Origin of the sequence: Paenibacillus sp. alder61, assembly GCF_020179875.1 — a bacterium.
Taxonomy (GTDB): Bacteria; Bacillota; Bacilli; order Paenibacillales; family Paenibacillaceae; genus Fontibacillus; species Fontibacillus faecis.
Genome location: NZ_JAIUDG010000016.1, coordinates 127886 through 151449 on the forward strand (window position 1 = coordinate 127886; position 23564 = coordinate 151449).

At 55.6% G+C, this 23564-nt stretch carries 15 protein-coding genes; 12 read left to right on the forward strand and 3 right to left on the reverse strand.

The window, feature by feature from the left end; translation table 11 throughout:
• Positions 1-278 precede the first annotated feature (278 nt).
• Positions 279-2015 (reverse strand): putative bifunctional diguanylate cyclase/phosphodiesterase, encoded by a 1737-nt coding sequence (locus LBW89_RS17830; protein ID WP_225039753.1) that lies wholly within the window; start codon positions 2013-2015, stop codon positions 279-281.
• 263 nt (positions 2016-2278) lie between these two features.
• On the opposite strand from LBW89_RS17830, the gene LBW89_RS17835 reads away from it, so the two are divergent.
• From LBW89_RS17835 to LBW89_RS17860, 6 genes are all read left to right on the forward strand, one after another.
• The gene (locus LBW89_RS17835; protein ID WP_225039766.1) at positions 2279-3244 is read left to right on the forward strand and encodes an ABC transporter permease; all 966 of its coding nucleotides are present in this window, start codon (positions 2279-2281) and stop codon (positions 3242-3244) included.
• 41 nt (positions 3245-3285) lie between these two features.
• Positions 3286-4173, forward strand: a complete 888-nt coding sequence (locus LBW89_RS17840) for a carbohydrate ABC transporter permease (protein ID WP_225039754.1) — start codon at positions 3286-3288, stop codon at positions 4171-4173.
• A 121-nt stretch (positions 4174-4294) separates the two neighbouring features.
• Positions 4295-5932: an ABC transporter substrate-binding protein gene (locus LBW89_RS17845; RefSeq protein ID WP_412067009.1), complete on the forward strand. Its 1638-nt coding sequence runs from the start codon at positions 4295-4297 to the stop codon at positions 5930-5932.
• 97 nt (positions 5933-6029) lie between these two features.
• Positions 6030-7940: a sensor histidine kinase gene (locus tag LBW89_RS17850; RefSeq protein ID WP_225039756.1), complete on the forward strand. Its 1911-nt coding sequence runs from the start codon at positions 6030-6032 to the stop codon at positions 7938-7940.
• Entirely contained in the window at positions 7915-9522 is a 1608-nt protein-coding gene (locus LBW89_RS17855; protein ID WP_225039757.1) for a response regulator, read from the forward strand. The genes LBW89_RS17850 and LBW89_RS17855 overlap by 26 nt, the downstream gene beginning before the upstream one ends.
• 322 nt (positions 9523-9844) lie before the next feature.
• A complete protein-coding gene (locus LBW89_RS17860) occupies positions 9845-11314 on the forward strand; it encodes a glutamate synthase subunit beta (RefSeq protein WP_148455271.1) in 1470 nt (489 codons plus the stop codon).
• A gap of 1007 nt (positions 11315-12321) precedes the next feature.
• Here LBW89_RS17860 and LBW89_RS17865 read toward each other — a convergent pair.
• A complete protein-coding gene (locus LBW89_RS17865; RefSeq protein ID WP_170287143.1) occupies positions 12322-12468 on the reverse strand; it encodes a hypothetical protein in 147 nt (48 codons plus the stop codon).
• A gap of 194 nt (positions 12469-12662) precedes the next feature.
• Between LBW89_RS17865 and LBW89_RS17870 the strand changes: the two genes are divergently transcribed.
• The 4 genes from LBW89_RS17870 (at position 12663) to LBW89_RS17885 (ending at position 18785) form a co-directional block, all read left to right on the forward strand.
• The gene (locus LBW89_RS17870; RefSeq protein WP_148455273.1) at positions 12663-13469 is read left to right on the forward strand and encodes a formate/nitrite transporter family protein; all 807 of its coding nucleotides are present in this window, start codon (positions 12663-12665) and stop codon (positions 13467-13469) included.
• 266 nt (positions 13470-13735) lie between these two features.
• Positions 13736-16801: an EAL domain-containing protein gene (locus tag LBW89_RS17875; RefSeq protein ID WP_148455275.1), complete on the forward strand. Its 3066-nt coding sequence runs from the start codon at positions 13736-13738 to the stop codon at positions 16799-16801.
• Between the two features lie 100 nt (positions 16802-16901).
• Positions 16902-17831 carry a ribokinase gene (rbsK, locus tag LBW89_RS17880; protein ID WP_148455277.1) on the forward strand — a complete coding sequence of 310 codons (930 nt, stop codon included), beginning with the start codon at positions 16902-16904 and terminating at the stop codon, positions 17829-17831.
• A 36-nt stretch (positions 17832-17867) separates the two neighbouring features.
• Positions 17868-18785, forward strand: a complete 918-nt coding sequence (locus LBW89_RS17885) for a nucleoside hydrolase (RefSeq protein ID WP_148455279.1) — start codon at positions 17868-17870, stop codon at positions 18783-18785.
• Positions 18786-18857: 72 nt separating this feature from the next.
• Here LBW89_RS17885 and LBW89_RS17890 read toward each other — a convergent pair whose 3' ends face one another.
• The gene (locus tag LBW89_RS17890) at positions 18858-20039 is read right to left on the reverse strand and encodes an ROK family transcriptional regulator (protein ID WP_148455281.1); all 1182 of its coding nucleotides are present in this window, start codon (positions 20037-20039) and stop codon (positions 18858-18860) included.
• A gap of 240 nt (positions 20040-20279) precedes the next feature.
• Here LBW89_RS17890 and xylA point away from each other — a divergent pair, with 240 nt between their 5' ends.
• Complete coding sequence (xylA, locus tag LBW89_RS17895) at positions 20280-21596, forward strand: xylose isomerase (RefSeq protein WP_148455283.1); 1317 nt, start codon at positions 20280-20282, stop codon at positions 21594-21596.
• 120 nt (positions 21597-21716) lie between these two features.
• Positions 21717-23213, forward strand: coding sequence for a xylulokinase (gene xylB / locus LBW89_RS17900; protein ID WP_148455285.1), 1497 nt, complete (start codon positions 21717-21719; stop codon positions 23211-23213).
• Positions 23214-23564: the final 351 nt, after the last annotated feature.

The following is a 23564-nucleotide window of genomic DNA, read 5'->3' on the forward strand; positions in this document are numbered from 1 at the left end:
AATTTAAAATGTCTGCAAATCTGCAGGTATTTTCGACGAAGCCGGCTCGTTTCTCTAAAATCGTTAGAAATACCTGCAGATTTGCATCTTTTTTCGATTTCCCGTGTGGATCGAACTAAAATACCTGCAGATTTGCATCTTTTTGGCGTTGGAAGTGTTGGAAGTGCACTTTTCAATTGAATCCCTCGCAAAAAACAGGCATCCGCGCTTGAATCGCCGCGGATGCCTGTTTGAATTTCGTATATGTAGGTTGTTCCGGCTTCATGAGCCTGGACGGGTTAAGAAGCCGAACTTGAGCTTGACTTCAGCATCTCTTCAACCGCCGCTTTGTCTACGGGGCGGCTGTAGTAGAACCCCTGAATCTGGTCGCATTCATTTTGACGAAGGAAGTCGAACTGCTCCTTTGTCTCCACCCCTTCAGCCAGCACGGTTAAACCGAGCGACTTTCCGAGCTGAATGATCGATTGCAGCAGGGAGTTGTCCCTTGGCGAGGACGGTGTGTTCTCTATAAAGGTACGGTCGATTTTGAGTACCTGAAGTGGCAGCTCCTTCAAATAATAGATGGAGGAATATCCGGTGCCAAAGTCATCGATGGATAGGGAGATTCCCCGGTTTTTCAAAGAGTCCAGCCGATCCTTGATCAATACCGGGTCATTAAGCAGCGACTCGGTAACCTCCAATTCGAGATACTCCGGAGCGAGCCCCGTTTGTTCCAGCACCGTCTCCACGGTTCGGACGAATTGGGGGTGCCTGAACTGGACGGCGGATACGTTGACGGAAACCGGCAGTTTCGGATATCCCGCATCCTGCCATTTCTTGTTGGTCCGGCACGCCTCCCAGAGCACCCACTCTCCGAGTTCGACGATAAAGCCGCTATCCTCGGCGATCGGGATAAACGAAGCGGGGGAGATGCGGCCTTCCGTCGGGTCATTCCACCGGATCAGAGCCTCCAGGCCGGTGAGCGCTCCGGTGGACAGATCGATCTTCGGCTGGTAATGCAGCTCGAATTCCGACTCCGCCAAGGCTTTCGGCAGTTTTTTCTCGATTTGCACGCGCTCCAGAAGTTTATCCATCAAGTAATAATCGAAATAATGCGGATCGCTGAGCGATTCGGTTTTGGCTTCCTTCATCGCCAATTCGGCATGCTTCAGCAACTGCGGCACGTCCTTGCCGTCATCCGGAAAAATGCTGATGCCCATGCCGAAGCCCATGCTGATTTCCTCGCCGAACATAGCGTAAGGGTTCTTGAGCCGGCCGCTTAAATCCGTCGCCATTCTATGAATCTGCAGCGGGTCGGACAGCCTGGACAGCAAAATGATAAATTCGTCGGCGAAGCTGCGGCAGATCAGCGTCCCTTCGGGAAGACAGCCGCGAATCCGGTTGGCGACGCCGATCAGAAGCTCATTGCCCGCCGCCTCTCCGTAGCTTTCGTTAATGTAACGAAACCGGTTTAAATTGATGCGTAATATGGCCGCCGTTTTCTGTTCTTTCTCATTCAACGTCAATTCCGATTTGACGAACTCTTTAAAACGGTTCATGTTCCAGAGGCCTGTCACCGGGTCGAAATTGGAGAGCTGGTGAATCTTTTGGTCGGAGGCGTTCCGCGCCTCCATTTCCTCGGTAACATCGAATTGCAGCCCGATGAAATACAACGGCTGTCCGTCATCGCCGAGAATAGGGCTGACGATAAACTGGTTCCAGAAGGTGGTGCCGTCCTTCTTGTAGTTTTTGATCGTGACCGTATCGGAACGTCCCTCCCGGATCGCTTGGCGGATGACGTTCAGATGCTCTTTGTCCGTTTCCTCGCCTTGGAGAAAACGGCTGTTGCGCATAAGGACCTCCTCCCGGGAGTATCCGGTGATCTGCTCGAAGCCCCGATTCACGTACACGAGCGGGTTGTCTTCCAAGTTCGGATCCGTAATGGCCAAGCCTACGCCCATCATATCGATGGAACGCAGCAGAGCGGAAGAATTGATAATCGACTCGATTCGGGAATGATTGACATCCTTGTCCACTGTATAGACCCCCTAGAAGTGAACCGTAAGAATTAGGTTTGAAACTGATGATGTCCGGCTTACGGGAGTACATCTTACTCCCATCATACATGCGGGCCAATCAGGAAATCAATGGATACTTTTTGGACAGCCGAAAAATAAACCCCCGATACGAAATCTGAAGCCTTATCCCCGTCGCCAAATCTCCGTACAATAGATGTCAAGGCATATGTAAGTGCTTACAAATACTAGCTTTTTACCGCTTGGAGGTCTTGAGAATGGAAATGCCGCAGTCTGCCCGGCCTTCCGCCGCCGCGCCGGAGGAAGCCCCCCCTTCCGCCAGCCGCAAATGGCTGAAGAAGCTGTTCCTGCAACGACATCTGCAAATCATGGCGCTGCTCGGGGTCGCCTGGATGATCGTCTTCAACTATGTGCCGATGTACGGCATCATCATCGCATTCAAGGAGTTCAATATCGTTAAATCCATCGCTTCCGCGCCATGGGTCGGATTCGAGCATTTTAAAGCGTTCTTTGAGGACGACAATTTCGTGAACGTCATGAGAAACACGCTGGGAATCAGCCTGATCAAGCTGGTTATCGGATTTCCGCTGCCGATCCTGTTCGCTCTGTTCCTGAACGAACTCCGCTCCGTCCGGTTCAAAAAGGCGGTACAGACGATCTCTTATCTTCCGCACTTTTTGTCCTGGGTCATTCTCGGCGGGATCCTGACAACCTGGCTGGCGGACGTGGGGATAATCAACGATATCCTAATGGCCTTGCACCTGATTCAAGAACCGATTTCCTACTTGGCGGAGCCTAAGTACTTTTGGGGCATCATCATCGCCTCGGATATCTGGAAGGAGCTCGGTTGGTCGGCCATCATTTACCTGGCCGCTATCTCCAGCGTTTCTCCGGATATGTACGAGGCTGCCACGATCGACGGGGCCGGACGCTTTCAGAAGATGTGGTACATCACTTTGCCCAGCATCAAAGCGACGATCTCGATCCTGTTCATTCTGGCCGTCAGCGGCGTGCTGAACTCCAACTTCGACCAGATCCTGGTGCTGCGCAACACGCTGAACGAGAGCGCCAGCAATGTGATCGACATCTACGTGTACCAAACGGGAATGCTGTCGGGACGCTATTCGTACTCCACGGCCATCGGCTTGTTCAAGTCGGTCATCGCATTAATTTTGCTGCTGCTGGCGAACCGGGTGACGAAGAAACTGAACAATACGTCCCTGTTCTGAACGTTCGGATGTGATCACTCTAATGAAGGAGCCCTGAGAACATGTTGACTTTAAAAAGAAAAACCAAGGGAGAAGCCTTCTTCGACCTGATAAATACGATGGGGATGCTAATCATCTGTTTCATTACCCTGTACCCGATCTGGTACGTGATCGTCAATTCCCTTAATGAGGGGATGGACGGGATGCGGGGCGGGATATACTGGTGGCCGCGCGTGTTCAGTTTCGAAAATTATACGGCGGTCGTGAAAAGCCCCGGGATTATGCTCGCCATGGGCATTACCGTGGCCAAGACGCTGCTCGGCACGCTGCTGCATGTTCTTTTTACGGCGATGGTGGCGTACGCCTTTTCCCGCCGGGACCTGATCGGAGGCAAGATTTATATTCTGATCGGGACAATCACGATGTTTTTCGGCGGGGGCCTGATTCCGACCTACCTGCTGATGAAGGACCTCCATCTACTGGACAATTTTCTCATCTACATCATTCCGGCGTTGTTCAGTTTTTTCGACCTTATTATATTTATGACCTTTTTCCGGGACATTCCGGACGGTCTTGAAGAGGCGGCCAAAATCGACGGCGCCAATGATTGGGCCATCTTTCTCCGGGTCGTGCTGCCCGTATCCATGCCGGTTGTGGCCACGATCGCTTTATTCCATGGGGTTTATCAATGGAACGACTATTTTACCGGAGTGATCTATCTGAACAATATGGACCTGCAGCCGATCCAGACTTATTTGTACCGGGTCGTGGCCCAGTCGAGCTCCAATCAGATGGTGGCCGCCATTCCGGGAGGCATCAGCAAGACCGTCACCTCGCAGTCGATCAAGCTGGCGACGATGGTGGTCACCACCTTGCCGATCGTATTCGTCTATCCGTTTTTGCAGCGGTATTTCGTCAAAGGCATGATGATCGGATCGATCAAGGGTTGACGTTCGCCCGATTTTCTTTAGGTAACTCCTCTTGCCGAATCCGGCCGGGGTTGCATATAATTTATTTTTACTGAAAAGGGGTAAGTGCATGAATGCGAAGAGAAAGACGAAAAACGTCCTGATGCTGTTATGCGCACTGATACTGGTTCTATCCACGGCCTGCTCTTCGGGCGGTAAGGAGGGGGCCGCAGGCGGTGCCAAGGAAGGCGCCAAGACGGCGGAGGAAACCAAGCTGACGGAGAACGACCCGGGCTGGAAGGTCGACACCTCGCCGATTACTTTTGACTGGTACATTAACTTTGCCTGGTTCCCGCATAAGTGGGGAGACGATCTGACTTCCCAATACGTCACCAAGAAAACCGGGGTCAGTGTCAATTTTATCGTCCCCGCCGGCAATGAAGCCGAGAAGATGAACGCGATGATCGCCTCCGGCAGCCTTCCCGATTTCATTACGCTGGGCTGGACTGAAGACGCTGTCAAAAAGATGATCGAAGGCGATCTGGTGCTTCCGCTTAACGAGCTCGCGAAGCAATATGATCCGTATTTCTTTAAAGTGACCGATCCGGCGAAGGTATCCTGGTATACGCAGGAGGACGGCAACATTTACGGATACCCGAACGCCTCGTCATCGCCGGAGGATTACAAAAAGTTCGGCGACAATATCAACTCCACCCAGACGTTCCTGGTCCGCAAAGACATGTACGAAGCGCTCGGCAAACCCGATATGCGGACGCCGGAAGGTTTTCTGAATGCGCTTGCGGCGGCGAAGGAGAAATTCCCGGACGTGAACGGGCAGCCGCTCATTCCGCTGGGGATGTACGATTTTCATGAAAAAGGCAATGCCTCGCTGGAAGGGTATCTGCAAAACTTCCTGGCCGTTCCTTACGATAAGGACGGCAAGCTGTATGACCGGACGACCGACCCCGAGTACGTGGGATGGTTAAAAACGATGCGTCAGGCCAATGAAAAAGGTTTGCTCGCGAAGGACATCTTTATCGACAAGCGTCCGCAGATGGAAGAAAAAATCGCGCAGGGCCGGTATTTCGCGATGCTCTATGCCCGGACCGACCTGGCGGCCCAGCAAAACGTCCTCTATGCCAACGATCCGAACTCGGTGTATATCGCCGTGGACGGACCGGCCAACAGCAATTTGGATCAACCGACCCTGTCCGGCCCTTCGATCTCCGGCTGGACCGTGACGCTGATTTCCAAGGACGTCAAAGATAAGGCGCGGGCGATCCGCTTCCTGGATTATCTGATTTCCGAGGAGGGGCAGCGCGACACGTTCCTCGGCGAAAAAGGCGTGACTTGGGATACGATCGAGGGGAAAGATCAACTGTTGCCGGAGGTCGCCAAGCTGCGGGATACGGACCGCGACGCGTTCGACAAGAAATACGGGGCTTCCCACAAATTTTGGATGCTGATGGATACGAATATAACGCCGGCCTGGGAACCGCCTGCCGTGGAGCCGTTCAAACAGATGGTCGATTGGACGATCGGCAAGGCGAAGAGCTTCTCGCAGTTCGACCAGCTCGATCCGCAGGGCAATTCCGAGGAAGGCATCATCAACACGAAAGTCCTTCAGGAGTGGGGCAAAGTGCTGCCGAAACTGGTCCTCTCCAAGTCGGATCAAGAATTCGACCAAATCTGGGGCGATTATTTGAAGAAACGGGAGGAGCTTGGGTTCGCCAAGGTTCAGGAATACCGGCAGAAGAAGTATGAGGAGAACGTGGCGAAGCTGGCCGAATTCATAAAATAACGAAACAAGAGTTCCATCAATTCAGGACGAATACGGGGTTCCTTGCGCGGCTTGCCGGGCGGGGGGGCCCGTTTGTCCGTATCCGGGGGACATCGGGATGAAGCAAAGAATCAGATCGGGCCTGGCGCCCCTGCTGTATTGGCTTGGAAAAAGATCGATGCAGAGCCGTCTCGTCGCGGCTTATATCGCGGTTTTTCTCATTCCCAGCATCGGGGTGTCCAATATACTGTTCAATCAGATTCACGAGAATTACATCGAGGACGCGCTGCGCAAGAGCCAGTTTACCATCGAATTGGAAAAGACGCAGATTCAAAAGCAGATCGACGCGATGGAGCTGGCCGCGCAGGTCTCCATTTCCAATCCCAAGGTGATGGAATATCTGAATCTGGATCATGAGCCGGGCACGAGCGAATTGATCGCTTGGGACCGCGAAGTATTCGCGGGCTTCAGCCTGATTCAAATCAATACGCCGCAAATCGTTCACTGGCGCCTTTTTACCGACAACCCGCGCATTCACGAAATCTGGCCGACCGTGTTCCGAGAGAGCCGTATTCAGAACGAACCCTGGTACAACACCGTAAACGGGTTGGATGGGGGATTGTTGTGGGTCTTCCAGAAGACCGACAAGGATATTATGAAGAGGTTTACCTCGGAGCCGACGGAGAATGAGCCGAAAATCTCACTTTTCCGGGAAATCCGCGAGGAGAATCATATCGGCATCGTTGGGGTGGAGATGCTGCTGAAGGATTTTGCCCCCAGAGTGTACACGGACATTTCAAATTATGAATCCCAGATGCTGCTCGTGGACGGGAACGGAGAATTGTATCTGGACCCCGGTCAATATTTGGCCGGAAGCGACAAGCTGCTTCAGCAAAAAATCCGCGAGCTCCTTCAGGGAGAACTGGGCACCCGCGAGGGAGAGATCCGGTTCCAGTTGGACGGCAAATCGTATCTGATCACGGTATCCCCCGTGGAGCGAATCGATGCGAGCCTCGTGAACGTGGTTTCCCTGGAAGGGGCCCTGGACGGCATTTCCAAGTCCAAAAGACAGATTATCGCCGCGAATATAGGCCTGATCGCCCTGCTATCGGTCATTACTTATTTTTTGAACTCTTTTATTCTCAAAAATTTGCGGCGGTTGACCGAGGCGATGAAGCGGGTGCGCAGAGGCGAACTTCATACCCCGATTCCGCAGATCAAAGGCAGCGGGGAAGTCGGCGAATTGGCGCATCATTTCAACAAGCTGATCCAGACGATCAACGAGCTGATCGCCCAGGGAATCCGCAAGCAGGCGCTCACCAAGGAAGCCGAGCTTCGGACGCTTCACAACCAGATCGATTCGCACTTTTTGTACAATACGCTGGAGAACATTAAAATGTTGGCCGAGATGGAGGGCCAGCGGGCGATATCGGACGCCTTGACCTCCCTCGGGGGGATGATGCGCTATAACTTTAAATGGTCGGGGGAGTATGTGAAGCTTCGGGATGAGCTTCGGCACATTGAAAACTATACCGAAGTCATGAACATTCGTTTTGATGAGCCGATCGTCTTGAAGGTGGAGGTGCCCGAATCGCTGCTGGAGCTTGAGGTGCTGAAAATGTCCCTGCAGCCGATCGTCGAAAACGCGGTCAAACACGCGTGGACGGGCGAGGAGCAGGAGGAGCGGGAGATCTCGATCCGGGCGACCGACTGGGGGGACGGGGATGTGCGGATTTCGGTGACCGATAACGGGCAGGGCCTGGAGCCCGAGGCTTTGGATAGGCTCAATGCGGCGCTGGGGCTGGCCGGCGTCCGGGCGAAGGTGCCCGGCAGCTTCGGTCCCGAACCGAAGGACAGGGGCATCGGACTCCGCAACGTCCAGGAACGGGTCCGGATGTTTTTCGGCCCCCGCTATGGTCTGGAAGTGTTTAGCGAACGCGGCGTGAATACGAATGTAGTCATGATCATACCGAAGGTGCTTCTGACGGGAGGAGAAGGCAAACATGGCCAAATTGTTGATCGTCGATGATGAGAAGAATATCCGCTTCGGGCTGAAAGCGATGATCGAACGGGATTTTCCCGGCAAGCATCTCGTAATGACGGCCCGGCATGGGGCGGAGGCGTTTGAACTGTTTTGCGCCGAAGGGGCGGACATCGTCATCACGGATATCCGCATGCCCGTGATGGACGGCATCGCCCTGATCGAAAAGCTGGCGGCAACGCCGCAGGGTCAGCCGGGCAGGCGTCCGATCGTCATCATCCTCAGCGGATACGAGGACTTCGAATACGCCAAAGCGGCCATCCGGTATCAGGTGATGGATTATCTGCTGAAGCCGATTCGCCGGGACGAGTTGTTCGCTGCGCTGCGTAAGAGCGAGGAGGAGCTGGGGAAAAGGGCCGAACTGGCGGAGCAGATCGCCGTTACCGAGGCGTACCGGGTGCAGCTGCAGTCCAAACGCCTGCAGGATTTGCTCCTCCGGGAAGAGACTCCGCCGGACACCGAAGCGCGGAAGCTCGGCGAGGAGATCGGCTTTGAGCGCTACGCCATTCCGTTTGCCGTATCGATCATCAATTATAAGTACGAGGATGGCCGGCAAATGAAACGCGAGGAGCTGCAGCGGTTGGCCGAGCACATGCTGAGCAGCGTAAACGGCCAGCTCAACGCTTCCTTTCAAGACCACGAGGGCCGGGTCGTGCTTATAGGAGGACCGCAGCGGAAATTTGCGGAGATGGCGAAGCTGGCCGAGGAGAAGGAACTGGACGGACTGCTGATGGGCATCAGCGAAGAGGGCAGCCGGCCGGAGGAGATTTGGACCTGCTACCGTGAAGCGCGGAAGTCTTTGGACTACACGTTTATCTATCCCAAAACGCGGTTGATCTGGTACAGTGAGCTTTCGGAAGCCCGGCTAAGTTATCCCGTTCCGGAGGAGGAAATCCGGAAGCTTGGCAATATGCTGGGAACGAACCGGGAAAAAGAGATCGGGGAGCTGCTGCACAACATCTTCAAGCTGGACCGGTTGGCGGGCATCGATATCGCTTATCTGGAGGCCGTCGGCAAGCGCTTCAACGAGCAGGTGCTGGATGAGGTGTTCCGGATTTACGGCGAGGCTTCCGTCGAAGTGCTGAAGCTGTACCGCAAAGTGGGCAATATGGCCAGCTTCCGCCATTTCCACGACTATTTCCGCTCCCTGAAGCAGCTCCTGCTGGACCTGGATAAGTATATCCAAGGGATTCGTTCCGCGCATGGCGGGCACGAGGAAATGAGGGCCGCGGTCGCCTATATCGAGGACAATTACCATCGGGCTTTGAACATGGCGATGGTTAGCAACTATGTTTCCCTAAACTATACTTATTTCAGCGAGGCCTTTAAGGCGTACACCGGAGAGAGCTTTGTGGTTTATCTGAAAAAAGTCCGGATCCGTAAAGCCAAGGAGATGATCGGAACCGGTACGCTTAAACTGTCGGAGATCGGGGCCGCCGTAGGCTTTGAGAATACGAAGCAGTTCTCCAAGGTATTCAAGGAACTCGAGGGCATTTCCCCGTATGAGTACAGGGGGAAATTGTTCGCCGGTCAGGAAAAGCTGACCGGCTCGCCGGACGCGCGCGGTTAGGAAATTCACTGACAACCGCGCCGTATAGACGGGCCGACCCAAGTTGAGAGAAGCGGCTGGGTTGGCCTTTTTCGTCCGCAATCGCGGTTGGCGACCACGGTCCGTTACCGCGGTCCGTCACCGGGATCGGCGACCGTCGGGGACAGCGGATGCATCGCAGGCCGGGAGATGGAGTGATTTTCTTCATTCTGCGGGAAGGAGTTCGATGCTACCATAGTTATAATTAACGAGCTCGGTGAGTTTTTATACCCATTGATTTTACCGCTTTATAGCAGTGAAGAAAAATTTGCCGATAGTCCGCGGAAAGAGGAGGAGTAATGGAATGGGAAAGGCCACGGGGTTTTTGGAGTATGAGCGCGAAGTTCCGGGCGAGGTGCAGCCGCTGTCACGGATTCAAACCTGGGGTGAATTTACGGTTCCGCTTACGGAAGAGCGGATGAGAATGCAAGGGGCGCGGTGCATGGATTGCGGAACCCCTTTTTGCCATGCCGGACGGATGCTTTCGGGGATGACGTCGGGTTGTCCCGTCCACAACCTGATTCCGGAGTGGAATGACCTCATCTTTCGCGGCAATTGGAAAGAAGCGCTGAGACGTCTGCACAAGGCGAACAACTTCCCGGAATTCACCGGGCGGGTCTGTCCGGCGCCTTGTGAAGGGGCCTGCACCGCAGGGAAGCATGGCTCGCCCGTCACGGTCAAAGCCATCGAGCGGGCGATCGTCGACAGGGGCTTCGCCGAAGGCTGGATCCGGCCGGAGCCCCCGGCGGTCCGCAGCGGCAAGAAGGTGGCGGTCGTCGGCTCCGGCCCGGCGGGGCTCGCCTGCGCGGACCAGTTGAACCGGGCGGGTCACACGGTGACGGTGTTCGAGCGGGCCGATCGGATCGGCGGCCTGCTGATGTACGGGATCCCGAACATGAAGCTGGACAAGACGCTCGTGGAGCGGCGTGTAGACCTGCTGGCCGCGGAGGGGATCTCCTTCGTCACCGGATGCGAGGTCGGCACATCGGTGACCCGCGAAGAACTGACCGCGGCGTTCGACGCGGTCGTCCTGTGCTGCGGAGCTGCGCGGGCAAGGGACCTGGCGCTGGAGGGAAGAGCGCTGAACGGGATTCACCAGGCGATGGACTTCCTGACCTTGAATACGCGGAGCCTGCTGGACTCCGGCCTGAAGGACGGCCGGTACATCTCCGCCAAAGGGAAGGATGTCGTCGTCATCGGCGGAGGGGATACGGGGACGGATTGCGTGGCGACCGCGATCCGCCATGGCTGCCGTAGCGTCGTTCAGCTTGAGATTATGCCCCAGCCGCCTCTGCGCCGCCAGCCGGGGAATCCGTGGCCCGAGTGGCCGAAGGTGCTGAAGACCGATTACGCTCAACAGGAGGCAGCGGCCCTCTTCGGCGGCGATCCCCGGCGCTACCTCACTTCAACCCGGCGGTTTATCGGCGACGGCCAAGGCCGCGTCGCCGGCGTCTGCGCGGTTGAAGTCGAGTGGCAGCCGGCCGGGGACGGACGGCAGGTTCCCGTCGAAATCGCGGGAACCGAGCGGGTCCTGCCGGCCGATCTGGTGCTGCTCGCGCTCGGCTTCACCGGCCCCGAGGATGGCCTCCTCGGAGCCTGGGGCATTGAGCGCGACGCCCGCACCAACGTCAAAACCGCGGACGGCCGCTACAGCACCAACGTCCCCGGGATCTTCGCGGCCGGCGACATGCGGCGCGGCCAGAGCCTGGTCGTCTGGGCCATCCGGGAGGGACGCGAGGCCGCCCAGGAAGTATGCCGCTTTTTGCAGGGGTAACCGGCTGCTTGCGGCCCATTGCCCCGCTGTCACCGACCTGCCTGCTGCAAATCGGAGAGCGCTCTCCATGACCGGTCGGTGTCCGCAAATCGTAGCGTGCTATCCCCGGCCCGCAAAGTGAGTCCGTAGAAATTAACGGGAAAACCTCCCGTTAATTTCAGCCTCCAAGCCGGCGGCGAGCAAATAGCTGGAAAAAGTCCAGCTAATCTTGCCTCGGAAGGCTCTCCCGGCCCATTTATACCGAATTAGCGGTAGAAAATCCCGCTAATTCTCTCCGTGTGGGCGATTTGAGCCGAATTGACGGGAAAAAATCCCGTTAATTCCCGGCCATAGCGTTCGAGCTATAGCGTTCCAGCTATAGCGTTCCGTCCTCAATGTCCCGGCCTCAGCATCCGGGCCTCAACCCTGGCCCCAGCATCTCGGCCTGCCTAGATCCCACGAACAAGATGCATTGGCACGGATGATAAAGACTAGTTAGTTGGAGTAACATGATAAGTTTGAGTACTAGCGTCTGAAGGCGTACGAGTTACGTGAAGTATATGTGGGCGGAGGGAGGTGGAAAATTAACGGGAAAACCTCCCGTTAATTACAGCCTCCCGGCCGGCGGCGAGCAAATAGCTGGAAAAAGTCCAGCTAATCTTGCCTCGGAAGGCTCTCCCGGCCCATTTATACCGAATTAGCGGTAGAAAATCCCGCTAATTCTCTCCGTGTGGGCGATTTGAGTCGAATTAACGGGAAGAAATCCCGTTAATTCTCGACTACAGCGTCCCGGCCATAGCGTTCGAGCTATACCGTCCCTGCTATAGCGTCCCAGCCTCAGCGTCCCAGCCTTAGCCTCCCGGCCTCAGCTCTCGGCCTCAGCCTCCCAGCTCGGCATTCCGCTCCTTCTCACTCCCTGCGATCCCCCGCTCCGAGGCATAAAAAAACATCCGTAAACCGGGCGCTTTTATGCCCAGATATCGGATGCTCTCTAACGGAATATGAAATTTCATTCCTCTGGTTTCCATCTATTTTGGCTGCAGGTCGGCCTGCAGGTAGTTCAGCTTGCGGAGGATTTCCTTCTGCCATTTCACATCGCCCAAAGACGCTGCCAGGTTCAGCAGATCCAAGTAATCGTCGATTTGCAGCGAGGATTTGCGGGTAGTTATGTTCATGGGCTTCATGCTCCTTTAGGTGAAAGTAATCTGGATGAACTTTTATTAATAATGAGAATCATTATCACATTCTATATATTATTATGCACAAAAATGGGCAAAAAGTAAATATCCTTGTTTCGACCAGCCGAGGGCGGGTTGACAGACGGTCGGATATATGGAGAATGGGGAGAAATACCACATAGGGAGGCATTATGGAAACAGAATCGCTATTAAAAGTGGAGGAGCTTGCGCTTAAAAAGTACAAAATCTTCAAGCAGAGCCATCTCCGTTATATTGCCAGAGCGATGCTGGCAAGCATGTTCATCGGATTCGGGGTGATCGTCGCCTTCAAAACCGGAAACTTTTTCTACCTCGAGCACTCGCCGCTGACCTATCCGATGGCGGCCGTTACGTTCGGGGCGGCCATTATTTTGATCGCCTACGGGGGAGGGGATCTTTTCACCGGGAACACCTTCTATTACACCTACGCGGCTCTTCGCAAGAAACTGAAGTGGCTGCAGGTGGTGAAGCTTTGGGTGCTTAGTTACGCGGGAAATATCCTGGGGGCGTGCACCTTTGCGCTGCTCATTTATCTTACGGGTTTGTTTGCCGATACGTCGGTCAACAGTTTCTTGTTAAACGTGGTGGAGCACAAGATGAGCACCTCGACGGTCGAACTGTTCTTCCGCGCCATTTTGTGTAACTGGCTGGTGTGTCTGGCGTTCTTTATCCCGATGTCCCTGCAGGGGGACGGTGCGAAAATGTTTGCGATGATGCTGTTCGTATTCTGTTTCTTCATTTCGGGGTATGAACACAGCATCGCCAACATGTGTACTTTTGCCATCGCGTTGGTCCTGAATCATCCGGGAACGATCTCCTTCGAGGGGGTTTTGCACAATCTGGTTCCGGTGACCTTCGGCAATCTGATCGGCGGGGTGCTGCTGATGGGATTTATGTACTACTTTGTGAACAAGCCGTTTTTGGAAGCCCAGGAATCCTCGGAACCTGGAAAAAAGTAAGCGAAAATTCATGCCGTCCGTCAGCGAATAAGCGATGGGCGGTTTTTCTATGCGTGTCTTTAGACTGATGAGCCGGACGTTTATAAGTTTTAGGGATTAGGTAAAATATCCTATTTGTATATCCTTGAATATGTTAAAATTAAATGAAATAGGCGGATTATCCTGAAAAAATGCTTCCAGTTCCTGTTTTTTCGGCTTGCAATCTCCGCTCCCTGTTCATTTTGTTCGGCGGCCGGCTGCAAGATCTCTAATATAAAGGGTGCATAATGATGAAGCGGATTGTATGGATGCTTGTTTTTGCGGTCATAATCAGCTCTTCCCTTTCTCTTCCGGCCAAAGGTTCGGTAAGCCGACATAACGTTACCTATTACTCCGAGTTGGACTATCCTCCGTTTAAGTTTAATCAGCACGGCTACCCGTCGGGGTTTGATTTGGAGTTGACCCGCCTGATTTTTGAAGATGAGAAGTATTCGCTGTACTATACGTTCAGCGCTTGGAATTCGGCTTACGCCAAGCTTGTGAACGGGGAAGTCGATACCGTCGGGCTTATGGCCGTAACCGAGGAGCGGGAGCGGGACATCCTTTTTTCCAATCCCGTTATGCGTACATACACGGGCATTTACGCCAAACCATCCTTGGAACGGAACGAGCCTGTGACGCCGGAAGCACTATCCAACTTCAAAGTCGGAGTCGCGGCCGGGCAATACACCGAGCGGCAATTAAAGGAAGAGGCCGGGCTGAGCGAATTCCTTACGTTTCCGACCGTGGAGGAAGGAATCAAGGCTTTGCGCGCGGGTACGATCGATCTGCTGTTTGAGAATCAGCATGTCGTCAACTATTTGATTGTCAAAGAAGGTCTGACCGAGGAAATCCGGCAGGTTGCTCACGATCTCTACCCCGTGGATATCGCTTATGGCGTCAGCAAAGGGAATCCCGAACTGGTCGACTACTTGAATCGCAGAATCGGGGAATTGCGGGGAGAGAGCGGGTATGAGGCGTTGTATCAGCGCTATTTTTTTGTGAACTCGGAATTTTATGCCGACCGAATCCGCAATAACTATATGGCCCTGGCTATCCTTGCCGTACTATTGGTCGCGATCAGTTATATCCTGCTCAAGCTGTACATCAATCGCTTGCGGAGGACGATTCGCGGAGAACGGGAATTTTCGAGGGATGTGCTCGACCATGCGAATTTGTTTGTCTGGGCGGTGCAAGGGGATAAAACGACGGTTCGCATCAATGCCTACGCCGAGCAGTTAACCGGGATTCGGGAACAGGACGCGGTCGGCGTGAAATACGATGAACTGCCCGAGATCCGGGCAAGGTACGGAGATCTGGCGGTGTTGCTGGATGAGGCGCTATCGATGAAATTCGTCGAGAATCGGGAGATGACCCTGATCGGCCGGAACGGGGCGTTTCCGAGGGCTTTCTTGTTTCGAACCTCGGTGATCCACGGCTTGAGCGGAGTTGAGGACGTTTTTATCGTGGCCGGGATGGATATCCAAGAGCGTAAAATCTTCGAAAACAAATTGCAGAACAGCTACGAAGAGCTGGAGGCGATCTACGAGCAATTGGCGGCGGCCCAGGAAGAGCTTCGCTACAGCTATGAGCAGCTCTTGGATAATCAGGACAGGCTCCGTCGCAATGAAGAGCGTTACCGTCTGGTTACCGAAGCCTCCAACGGAGGGATTTGGGAGATCGATTTGGTCCGCAAGCGGCATTATTATTCCCCGCGTTGGTTCGAACTGCTGGGATATACGCGCGAGGATGAAGTGACCAGCGAGATGCTGGAGAATATCGTCCACCCCGATGATATTCATACCTATGAGCTGGAAATGACGAAAGCGAAAGGGAACGAGCGGTCCTTGTTTGAGTGCGAGTATCGGCTGCGGATGAAGAACGGCGAATACCGCTGGTTTCTGGCCAGGGGGAAAATCGTTTATAATGAAGCCGGGGAACCTTACCGTTTGACGGGTTCCATCTCGGACATTCATGAACTCAAGCTGTCCCAGGAGCGCTTGCTGCATTTGGCTTATCATGACGAGCTGAGCGATTTGCCGAACCGGTTGTATCTGCTCCAGGAATTGGAGTCTTTTTTTGCCGGGCCGCGGAGGAAGGCGGCGCTCTTTTTCGTGGACACGGACAATTTCAAATACATAAACGACACGCTGGGACATAAATTCGGGGACCGGGTGCTCCGGGAGGCAAGCTCCCGTCTGGCTTCGCTTATCGCAGCGGAAGAGGCCATGCTGTTCCGTTTGGGCGGCGATGAATTCGTTATTTTACAAAAAGACATCGACACGACGGGACGAGCCATCCTGCTGGCCGAACGCTTGCTGGAAGGGTTCAAGACCCCCTTCCACATCGACGGGAGCGATCTCTACATTTCGATCAGCATCGGCATCTCCTTTTATCCGCAGCATGGAACCACGCCCGAGGAGATCTTAAAGAACGCCGACGTCGCCATGTATGCCGCCAAGGAGGCGGGAAAAGGGAAATATATGATCTTTGACCCAGCTTTCCTGCAGGCGTTTAACGACCGGGTGCTGCTGGAGAAACATTTGCGGCAGGGGCTGAGCAATGAGGAATTCCTGCTGTATTATCAACCTCAAGTCAGTTTGAAGACCGGCAAGGTGATCGGTTTTGAAGCGCTGATTCGCTGGAACAGTCCGGAGCTCGGTTTCGTTTCGCCGCTGACCTTCATTAAAGTCGCCGAAGACAGCAGGCTGATCGTGTCCATCGGGGAGTGGGTCATTCTTCAGGCTTGCCGGTTCGCGAAGCGTTTGCAAAATGAGGGGCTGGGACATTATAAAATCGCCGTCAATATTTCGGTGGTTCAGCTCCAGCAGGAGGATTTTGTGGATAAAGTGATGGAGGCCTTGTCGACTACGGGGCTTGCGCCGCAGTATTTGGAGCTGGAGATCACGGAGTCCACCATTATCGAATCCTTCGACCGGCTGATTCCGAATTTGACCTACCTGCGCGCGCAGGGGATTCAAATCGCCCTGGATGATTTCGGTACCGGCTATTCCTCTTTGGGCTACTTGAAGCAGATGCCGATCACGACGCTGAAAATCGACAAAACCTTCATCGAACAAGTTCCGGCCGAGGATGACAAGCGGTCGTTGGCCCGGGCTATCGTGCTGATCGGACGAAAAATGGGGCTTCAGGTCATCGCCGAGGGAGTGGAGACCGACCGCCAGATTCGTCACGTGAAGCGTTCCAAATGCGATGTGATTCAGGGTTATTACATAAGCAAGCCGTTGCCGGAGGAAGAGGCGGTGGCGTTAATACGGAGCGATCCGGCCTATGATATAGGCGATAGCGTCTGACCTGCTTAAGCGGGCCCGCGGGCGGCCGGGTTGCGGTCCAAGGCCGCAGCCTTTATGATGACCGTAAAGGGTTTCTATCATCCGCAGGGAGGATCAGGGAATGAGTTCAGAGATTGTAGTCATCGGAAGTTTAAATATGGATATGGTGGTTCAGGTCACCCGCAGACCGGAGCGCGGGGAAACCCTCATGGGCAGCGGATTTTTTACGAGCCCCGGGGGGAAAGGGGCCAACCAGGCCTACGCCGCCGGAAAGCTGGGGGCTTCCGTGGCGATGATCGGCAGAGTAGGGAATGACGTATTTGCCGATCAACTGATCCAAAATTTGCGGCAGGCCGGCGTCGACACCTCCTGTATAGGGCGAGTGGAGGGCGAATCGACGGGCGTCGCCTTGATTAACGTCGATCAGGAAGGGGACAACAGCATCGTCGTCGCGCCGGGCGCGAATTACCGGGTCACGCCGGATTATGTCAGACAGCACGAAGCTGCCATTGCCGGAGCCAAGCTGGTTATGGTTCAATTGGAGATCCCGCAAGAATCGATTGTGGAGGCTGTCGCCATCGCCGGGGAGCATGGCGTTCCCGTCATGCTGGATCCGGCGCCGGCCAGACCGCTTCCGGACGACTTGCTCGCGAAGGTGCGGTATATCGTTCCGAATGAAAGCGAGATCGCGATGCTCACCGGCGTGGAGGTCTCCGACGAGCCGAGTGCGAGACGGGCCAGCGCGGTGCTTCGGGACAAAGGCATCGGAACCGTATTTTCCAAGCTGGGCGGCAAAGGGGTTGTGGTGACGGACGCGGACCAATCCTTCACGCTGCCGGGCTACAAGGTGGAAGCAGTGGATACGACGGCCGCCGGCGACGCTTTCGCCGGGGCTCTGGCTACGGCGCTGGTTGCGGGCAAGGACCTGCGGGAGGCGACGGCGTTTGCCAATGCGGTCGGGGCCTTGACCGTGACCCGGGCAGGGGCGCAATCGTCCATGCCCGACCTTGCGGAAGCCGAGGCGTTTATGAAAGTGGCCGAACATCATTAAGATCATCAGACAAACTGCATCATAGGAGGACTTGCATTGAAAAAAGTAATTTTGGACGTAGATACGGGCGTGGACGACGCGATGGCCATCGCTTACGCGGCGCATTCGCCGGAGCTGGAATTGATCGGCTTGACGACTTGCTTCGGCAATATTACCGCGCCCGAAGCGACGCGGAACACGCTGGCGGTCGTGGAGTCTCTGGGCAAAGATATCCCGGTGATCGAGGGGGCCAAAGAGACGCTCCGCCGGGGGGAGAAGAAGCAATACTCGCGGCATGTCCACGGGGAAGACGGGCTGGGGAACGCTTTGAAGGCGGAACCGGCCGGGCGGCCGCAACCGGGACACGCCGTGGATTTTATCATTGAGCAGGTGAAACGGTATCCGAATGAAGTGACGATTATTTCGGTCGGTCCGCTCACGAACTTGGCGCTGGCTCTGGAAAAGGCACCGGAACTGGTATCGTTGATTCCCGAGGTCATCGTCATGGGCGGAGCCGTGACGGTGCCGGGAAACGTAACGCCGTATGGGGAAGCCAATATTGTGGCCGATCCGGAGGCGGCTGCGGTCGTGTTTGGCTCAGGCTTGCCCCTGACTCTCGTCGGTCTCGATGTGACGATGCAGACCTTGCTGCCGCGTACGCTTCTGGACGATTGGCGCGCTTCCGGCCGGCGGGACGCGTTGTTCCTGGCGGAAATGACGGAGTTTTACATGGAGTTTTACGAATCCTGCTACCCGGGCATCGGCGGCTGCGGGCTGCATGATCCGCTGGCGGTCGGGGTAGCGATCGATCCGTCGCTGGTCAAGATCGAACCGATGCGGGTGACGGTCGTTACCGAAGGAGAAGAGGCCGGGCGCACGGTCGGCTCTCCCGAAGGCGCCCCGAAGATCGGCGTATGTACCGGCGTGGATGCCGAGCGGTTTCTCCGGCATTTTGCGGGGAGAATAGTGGGATAAAGTGTAAAAAGGGTAAAAAGGGTTGCCTCGTCGGAACGGGGTAACCCTTTTTTTCATGACAAGTTCCGCGAGTCAGGACAGCTCCCGAACACTGACATCCGGATCGGTCAGAAAAGCCGTAATCGGCATCGATGCGGCGCCTAGCGCGGTCGAACGTATGCCGAGCTTGGCAAAATCGACATGCGTCTTTTTGCGGTGATAGGATAAGCTGCGGTTTTTGATCGTCTGCAGCATCGCCTCTTCAAATAGCTCCCCGGCCAGCGAAAGACGGTTCCCGATGACGATGAGTTCGGGATTCAGAATGTTCACCAGGTTGGCCAGTCCGACCCCAAGCTGGGAGCCGATTTCGTTCAGCAGGTCCAGCGCCTGCTTGTCCCCTCGTTTGCCGGCGTCCAGAATCTGCTCCAGCCCGGGCGTATGGTCGCGCCATATGCCGGCGGCCCGATCGAGCAGCGCCTTCTCCGAGGCGAGCGTCTCCCAGCAGCCGCGATTGCCGCAACGGCAGAGCGGACCGTCCTCCGCGACGGTCATATGGCCGACCTCGCCGGAGAAGTTGGAGGTGCCGCGATACAGCGCACCCCCGACGATAATGCCCGAGCCGATCCCGACGCCGATGCTCAAATAGATCAGATTCTGCGAGTCCCGGCCGGCGCCGTACAGTTTTTCGCCGATGGCGCCGGCATTGGCCTCGTTATCGATATGCAGATTGCCGCCGAACTCCGCCGCGAGCGCTCCGGCCAGATCGACGTTGTCCCAGCCCAGGTTGGGCGCGGAAACGACGCGGCTGGTTTCGTCGACCAGTCCGGGAACCCCGATGCCGATGCCCACGATACCGTAGGGGGAGTCGGGAAGCCTGCGGCTGAGCAGCCGGATCGTTTTGCCGATTTGGTCCACCACGTTCTCCGGCGTGAAATCCGTAAGGGGAACGCTTTTTTCCCGGATGACGCTGCCTTCCAGATCGACCAGAACGGCCAACAGATCGCTGACCCGGATATCCACCCCGATGGCAAACCCAGCTTGTTTATTGAAAAGCAGGAGCGTCGGCTTGCGCCCGCCGCTGGATTCCCCCGGCCCGATTTCGGTGACGAGGCGGCTGTCGATCAGCTCGGATACGAGCGAGGAGACGGTGGCCTTGTTGAGGCCGATCCCGGCGGAAATATCCGCGCGCGACAAGGGCTGGCGCTGACGGATCGTGTCCAGCACGATGCTCTTGTTCATTTTTTTTATCAACTGCTGGTCGCCGGTAATTTTCATGAAAATCCTCCGTAATATAAGGCTGATATGTGCCATCATAACACAAAAAAGAAATGCTTACTGAATAACTTAGTTAGTTCGCTAGACAAACTAAGTATAACGTGATACGATCTAGTTGAAAAGGGCATGATCCCCGGGCAGCCGGGTATTCTACCTTTGACCAACATGAGGAAATTATTTTATAAGCAAGACATTGTAAGGGCTTACTAAAATTAAATTTTATGCAGGGAGGACTCTAAGGTGAGTTATTTCAAGAACATCGGCAAGATCCAGTATGAAGGTGCAGGCTCCAACAACCCTCTAGCATTCAAACACTATAACGAGAACGAAGTGGTACTCGGCAAATCGATGAAGGAGCATCTCCGTTTTGCGGTGGCCTACTGGCACACGCTGACGATGAACGGCAGCGATCCGTTCGGCCAAGGCAATATGATCCGTCCTTGGGAAACGGTATCCGGTCTGGATCTGGCCAAAGCCCGCGTGGAAGTGAACTTCGAGTTCCTGGAGAAACTGGGCGCGCCGTACTACTGCTTCCATGACGTTGACGTGGCACCGGAAGGCGCAACGCTGCGCGAATCCAATCAAAACCTCGACGTGATCGTCGCCAAACTGAAGGAAGGCATGCAATCGACCGGCATCAAGCTGTTGTGGAACACGGCGAACATGTTCTCCAACCCGCGTTATGTCCATGGTGCGGCTACAACGTCGAACGCCGACGTATTTGCTTATGCTGCGGCACAAGTCAAGAAAGGTCTGGAAACCGCGGTTGAACTCGGCGCGGAGAACTATGTATTCTGGGGCGGCCGCGAAGGTTACGAGTCCTTGCTGAACACCGACATGGGTCTGGAGCTCGACAACCTGGCGAGATTTTTCCAAATGGCGATCGACTACGCGAAGGAAATCGGCTTCAAAGGCCAATTCCTGATCGAGCCGAAACCGAAAGAGCCGACCAAGCACCAATATGATTTTGATGCGGCGACCACGATCGCGTTCCTGCAAAAATACGGCTTGCAAGATCACTTCAAACTCAACCTGGAAGCGAACCATGCCACATTGGCGGGTCATACGTTCGAGCACGAACTGCGCGTAGCCCGCATCAACAACATGCTCGGTTCCATCGACGCGAACCAAGGCGACATGCTGCTCGGCTGGGATACCGACGAGTTCCCGACCGATCTGTACGCGGTTACGCTTGCGATGTATGAAATCCTTGAAAACGGCGGCCTGGGTTCCGGCGGCGTAAACTTCGACGCGAAGGTAAGACGTTCTTCCTTCGAACCGGAAGATTTGTTCTACGCTCATATCGCCGGTATGGATACGTTTGCGAAAGGTTTGAAAGTAGCGGCCAAGCTGAAAGAAGACAAATTCATCGACGGCTTGATCGAAGAGCGCTACGCCAGCTTCAAATCCGGCATCGGCGCGGACATCGTGTCCGGCAAAGCCAACTTCAAGACGTTGGAAGCCTATGCCCTGGAGCACAGCGATATCCGCAACAAGTCCAATCACCTGGAGCTGGTGAAGGCTCGCCTGAACGAATACATTTTCGGAACAAAATAAAAAACCCCCGGGTGAATGGCCCGCTGGAAACGTAGATGACAAAAAGGGACGCCTGCCGTCCCTTTTTGTCGATATTAGAGGAAGAGGACCGAATAGAACGAAGGGAGAGCGGATTGCGATATGAAATATGTCATCGGGATCGACTTGGGCACAAGCTCGGTAAAAACGCTGCTGGTTAACAAGGAGGGGGAAATCAAAGGAGAAGCGACCGCTTCCTACCCGTTGATTCATGAGCGGCCGGGTTACAGCGAGCAGAACCCGGAGGAATGGGTGAACGGAACCGTGGCCTGCCTGAAGCAATTGCTTCAGGAGAGCGGCGTCGCGGCGGAGGAGATCGAGGGGATCTCCTTCTCCGGTCAAATGCACGGCCTGGTGCTGCTGGACGAACAGAACCAGGTGTTGCGTAACGCCATGCTCTGGAACGATACCCGCACGACGCAGGAGTGCCGGGAGATCGAGGCGAAGCTTGGCAATCAGCTGCTCGACATCACGCGCAACGCGGCGTTGGAAGGATTTACGCTGCCCAAGATCCTTTGGGTGCAGAAGCACGAGCCCGAGCTGTTCGCCAAGGCGGCGCGCTTTGTGCTGCCTAAAGATTACCTGCGCTACCGCATGACCGGGCGCGTGCAGATGGAAATCTCCGATGCCGCAGGCACACTGCTGCTGAACGTTCCGGAAGGGGCCTGGAGCGATGAGATCGTCCGGGCGTTCGGCCTTCCGGAAGGGTTCTGCCCGCCGCTGCTCGGCAGCACGGAGGAGGCCGGCACGCTGCTGCCGGAATTCGCGCAGCGGTGCGGGTTGTCGCCGAACACCCGGGTGTTCGGCGGCGGCGCGGACAATGCCTGCGGCGCGGTTGGCGCCGGCATTGTCCGCCAGGGCGATGCGCTGTGCAGCATCGGCACCTCGGGCGTTGTCCTCACGTATGAAGAGGACAAGAGCAAAGACTTCGGCGGCAAGGTGCATTTCTTCAACCACGCTCATTCGGGAGCCTTTTACGCCATGGGGGTCACCCTGGCGGCGGGCTATTCCCTGAGCTGGTTTAAGGATTCCCTTGCCCCCGGGCTCAGCTTCGATGAGCTGCTGGCGCCGGTCGGCTCGCTTCCTCCGGGAGCGGAAGGCCTGCTCTTCACGCCGTACCTGGTCGGCGAGCGCACGCCGCATGCGGACAGCGTGATCCGCGGCAGCTTCATCGGCCTGTCGGGCACGCACCGCCGCGAGCATCTCGCCCGTGCGGTGATGGAAGGCATCACCTTCTCGCTGGCCGAGTCCGTCGAGCTGTTCCGCGAGGCCGGCATTTCCGTCGAGCGCGTCATCTCGATCGGCGGCGGCGCGAAGAATCCGGTCTGGCTGCAAATGCAGGCCGACATTTTCGGCACGCCGGTCGTTTCGCTGAAGAACGAGCAAGGGCCCGCCATGGGCGCGGCCATGATGGCGGCCGTCGGCAGCGGCTGGTTCGGCAGCCTGAAGGACTGCGCCGACCGGTTTATCGGCTACGGGAAAACGTATGAGCCGATCCCGGCCAACGCAGCGGCCTATGCCCGCCTGTTCAAGGTGTACCAGCAAGTTTATGCGGCCACCCGTTCGCTGAACGAAGGGCTGCAGGAATTCCGCGGCTAGCCTCATCAGACATCGTAGTAGGAGAAGGGGCCGCGGCGATCAAGGTGCCTAGCGCACCTCCAAGCATCTCCAGGCATCTCCAAGCACCCTCCAACTCCAAAAAGATGCAAATCTGCAGGTATTTAGGCCGATTCCCGAGCGGATGCGAAAAAAGATGCAAATCTGCAGGCATTTCCAGCGATTTTGGAGAAACGAGCCGATTTCGTCGAAAATTCCTGCAGAATTGGTTACTACTTAGGTAGCAGTTTAGAATTGGAGACGGCCCTGAAGAGCGGAAGAGAGCGATTCCAGGATAGGGCGTTTTTGTTTGAGGAGGGTAGAGATGACTCCGCGAATACGGGCGAAATGTTC

Bases quoted from the DNA above. Each gene is read 5' to 3' on its own strand.
- LBW89_RS17840 (WP_225039754.1), top strand. From the start codon at position 3,286: ATGTTGACTTTAAAAAGAAAAACCAAGGGAGAAGCCTTCTTCGACCTG.
- LBW89_RS17850 (WP_225039756.1), top strand. From the start codon at position 6,030: ATGAAGCAAAGAATCAGATCGGGCCTGGCGCCCCTGCTGTATTGGCTT.
- LBW89_RS17855 (WP_225039757.1), top strand. From the start codon at position 7,915: ATGGCCAAATTGTTGATCGTCGATGATGAGAAGAATATCCGCTTCGGG.
- LBW89_RS17870 (WP_148455273.1), top strand. From the start codon at position 12,663: ATGGAAACAGAATCGCTATTAAAAGTGGAGGAGCTTGCGCTTAAAAAG.
- xylB (WP_148455285.1), top strand. From the start codon at position 21,717: ATGAAATATGTCATCGGGATCGACTTGGGCACAAGCTCGGTAAAAACG.
- LBW89_RS17890 (WP_148455281.1), bottom strand. From the start codon at position 20,039: ATGAAAATTACCGGCGACCAGCAGTTGATAAAAAAAATGAACAAGAGC.
- LBW89_RS17875 (WP_148455275.1), top strand. From the start codon at position 13,736: ATGATGAAGCGGATTGTATGGATGCTTGTTTTTGCGGTCATAATCAGC.
- LBW89_RS17845 (WP_412067009.1), top strand. From the start codon at position 4,295: ATGCTGTTATGCGCACTGATACTGGTTCTATCCACGGCCTGCTCTTCG.
- rbsK (WP_148455277.1), top strand. From the start codon at position 16,902: ATGAGTTCAGAGATTGTAGTCATCGGAAGTTTAAATATGGATATGGTG.
- LBW89_RS17865 (WP_170287143.1), bottom strand. From the start codon at position 12,468: ATGAACATAACTACCCGCAAATCCTCGCTGCAAATCGACGATTACTTG.
- LBW89_RS17835 (WP_225039766.1), top strand. From the start codon at position 2,279: ATGCCGCAGTCTGCCCGGCCTTCCGCCGCCGCGCCGGAGGAAGCCCCC.
- LBW89_RS17860 (WP_148455271.1), top strand. From the start codon at position 9,845: ATGGGAAAGGCCACGGGGTTTTTGGAGTATGAGCGCGAAGTTCCGGGC.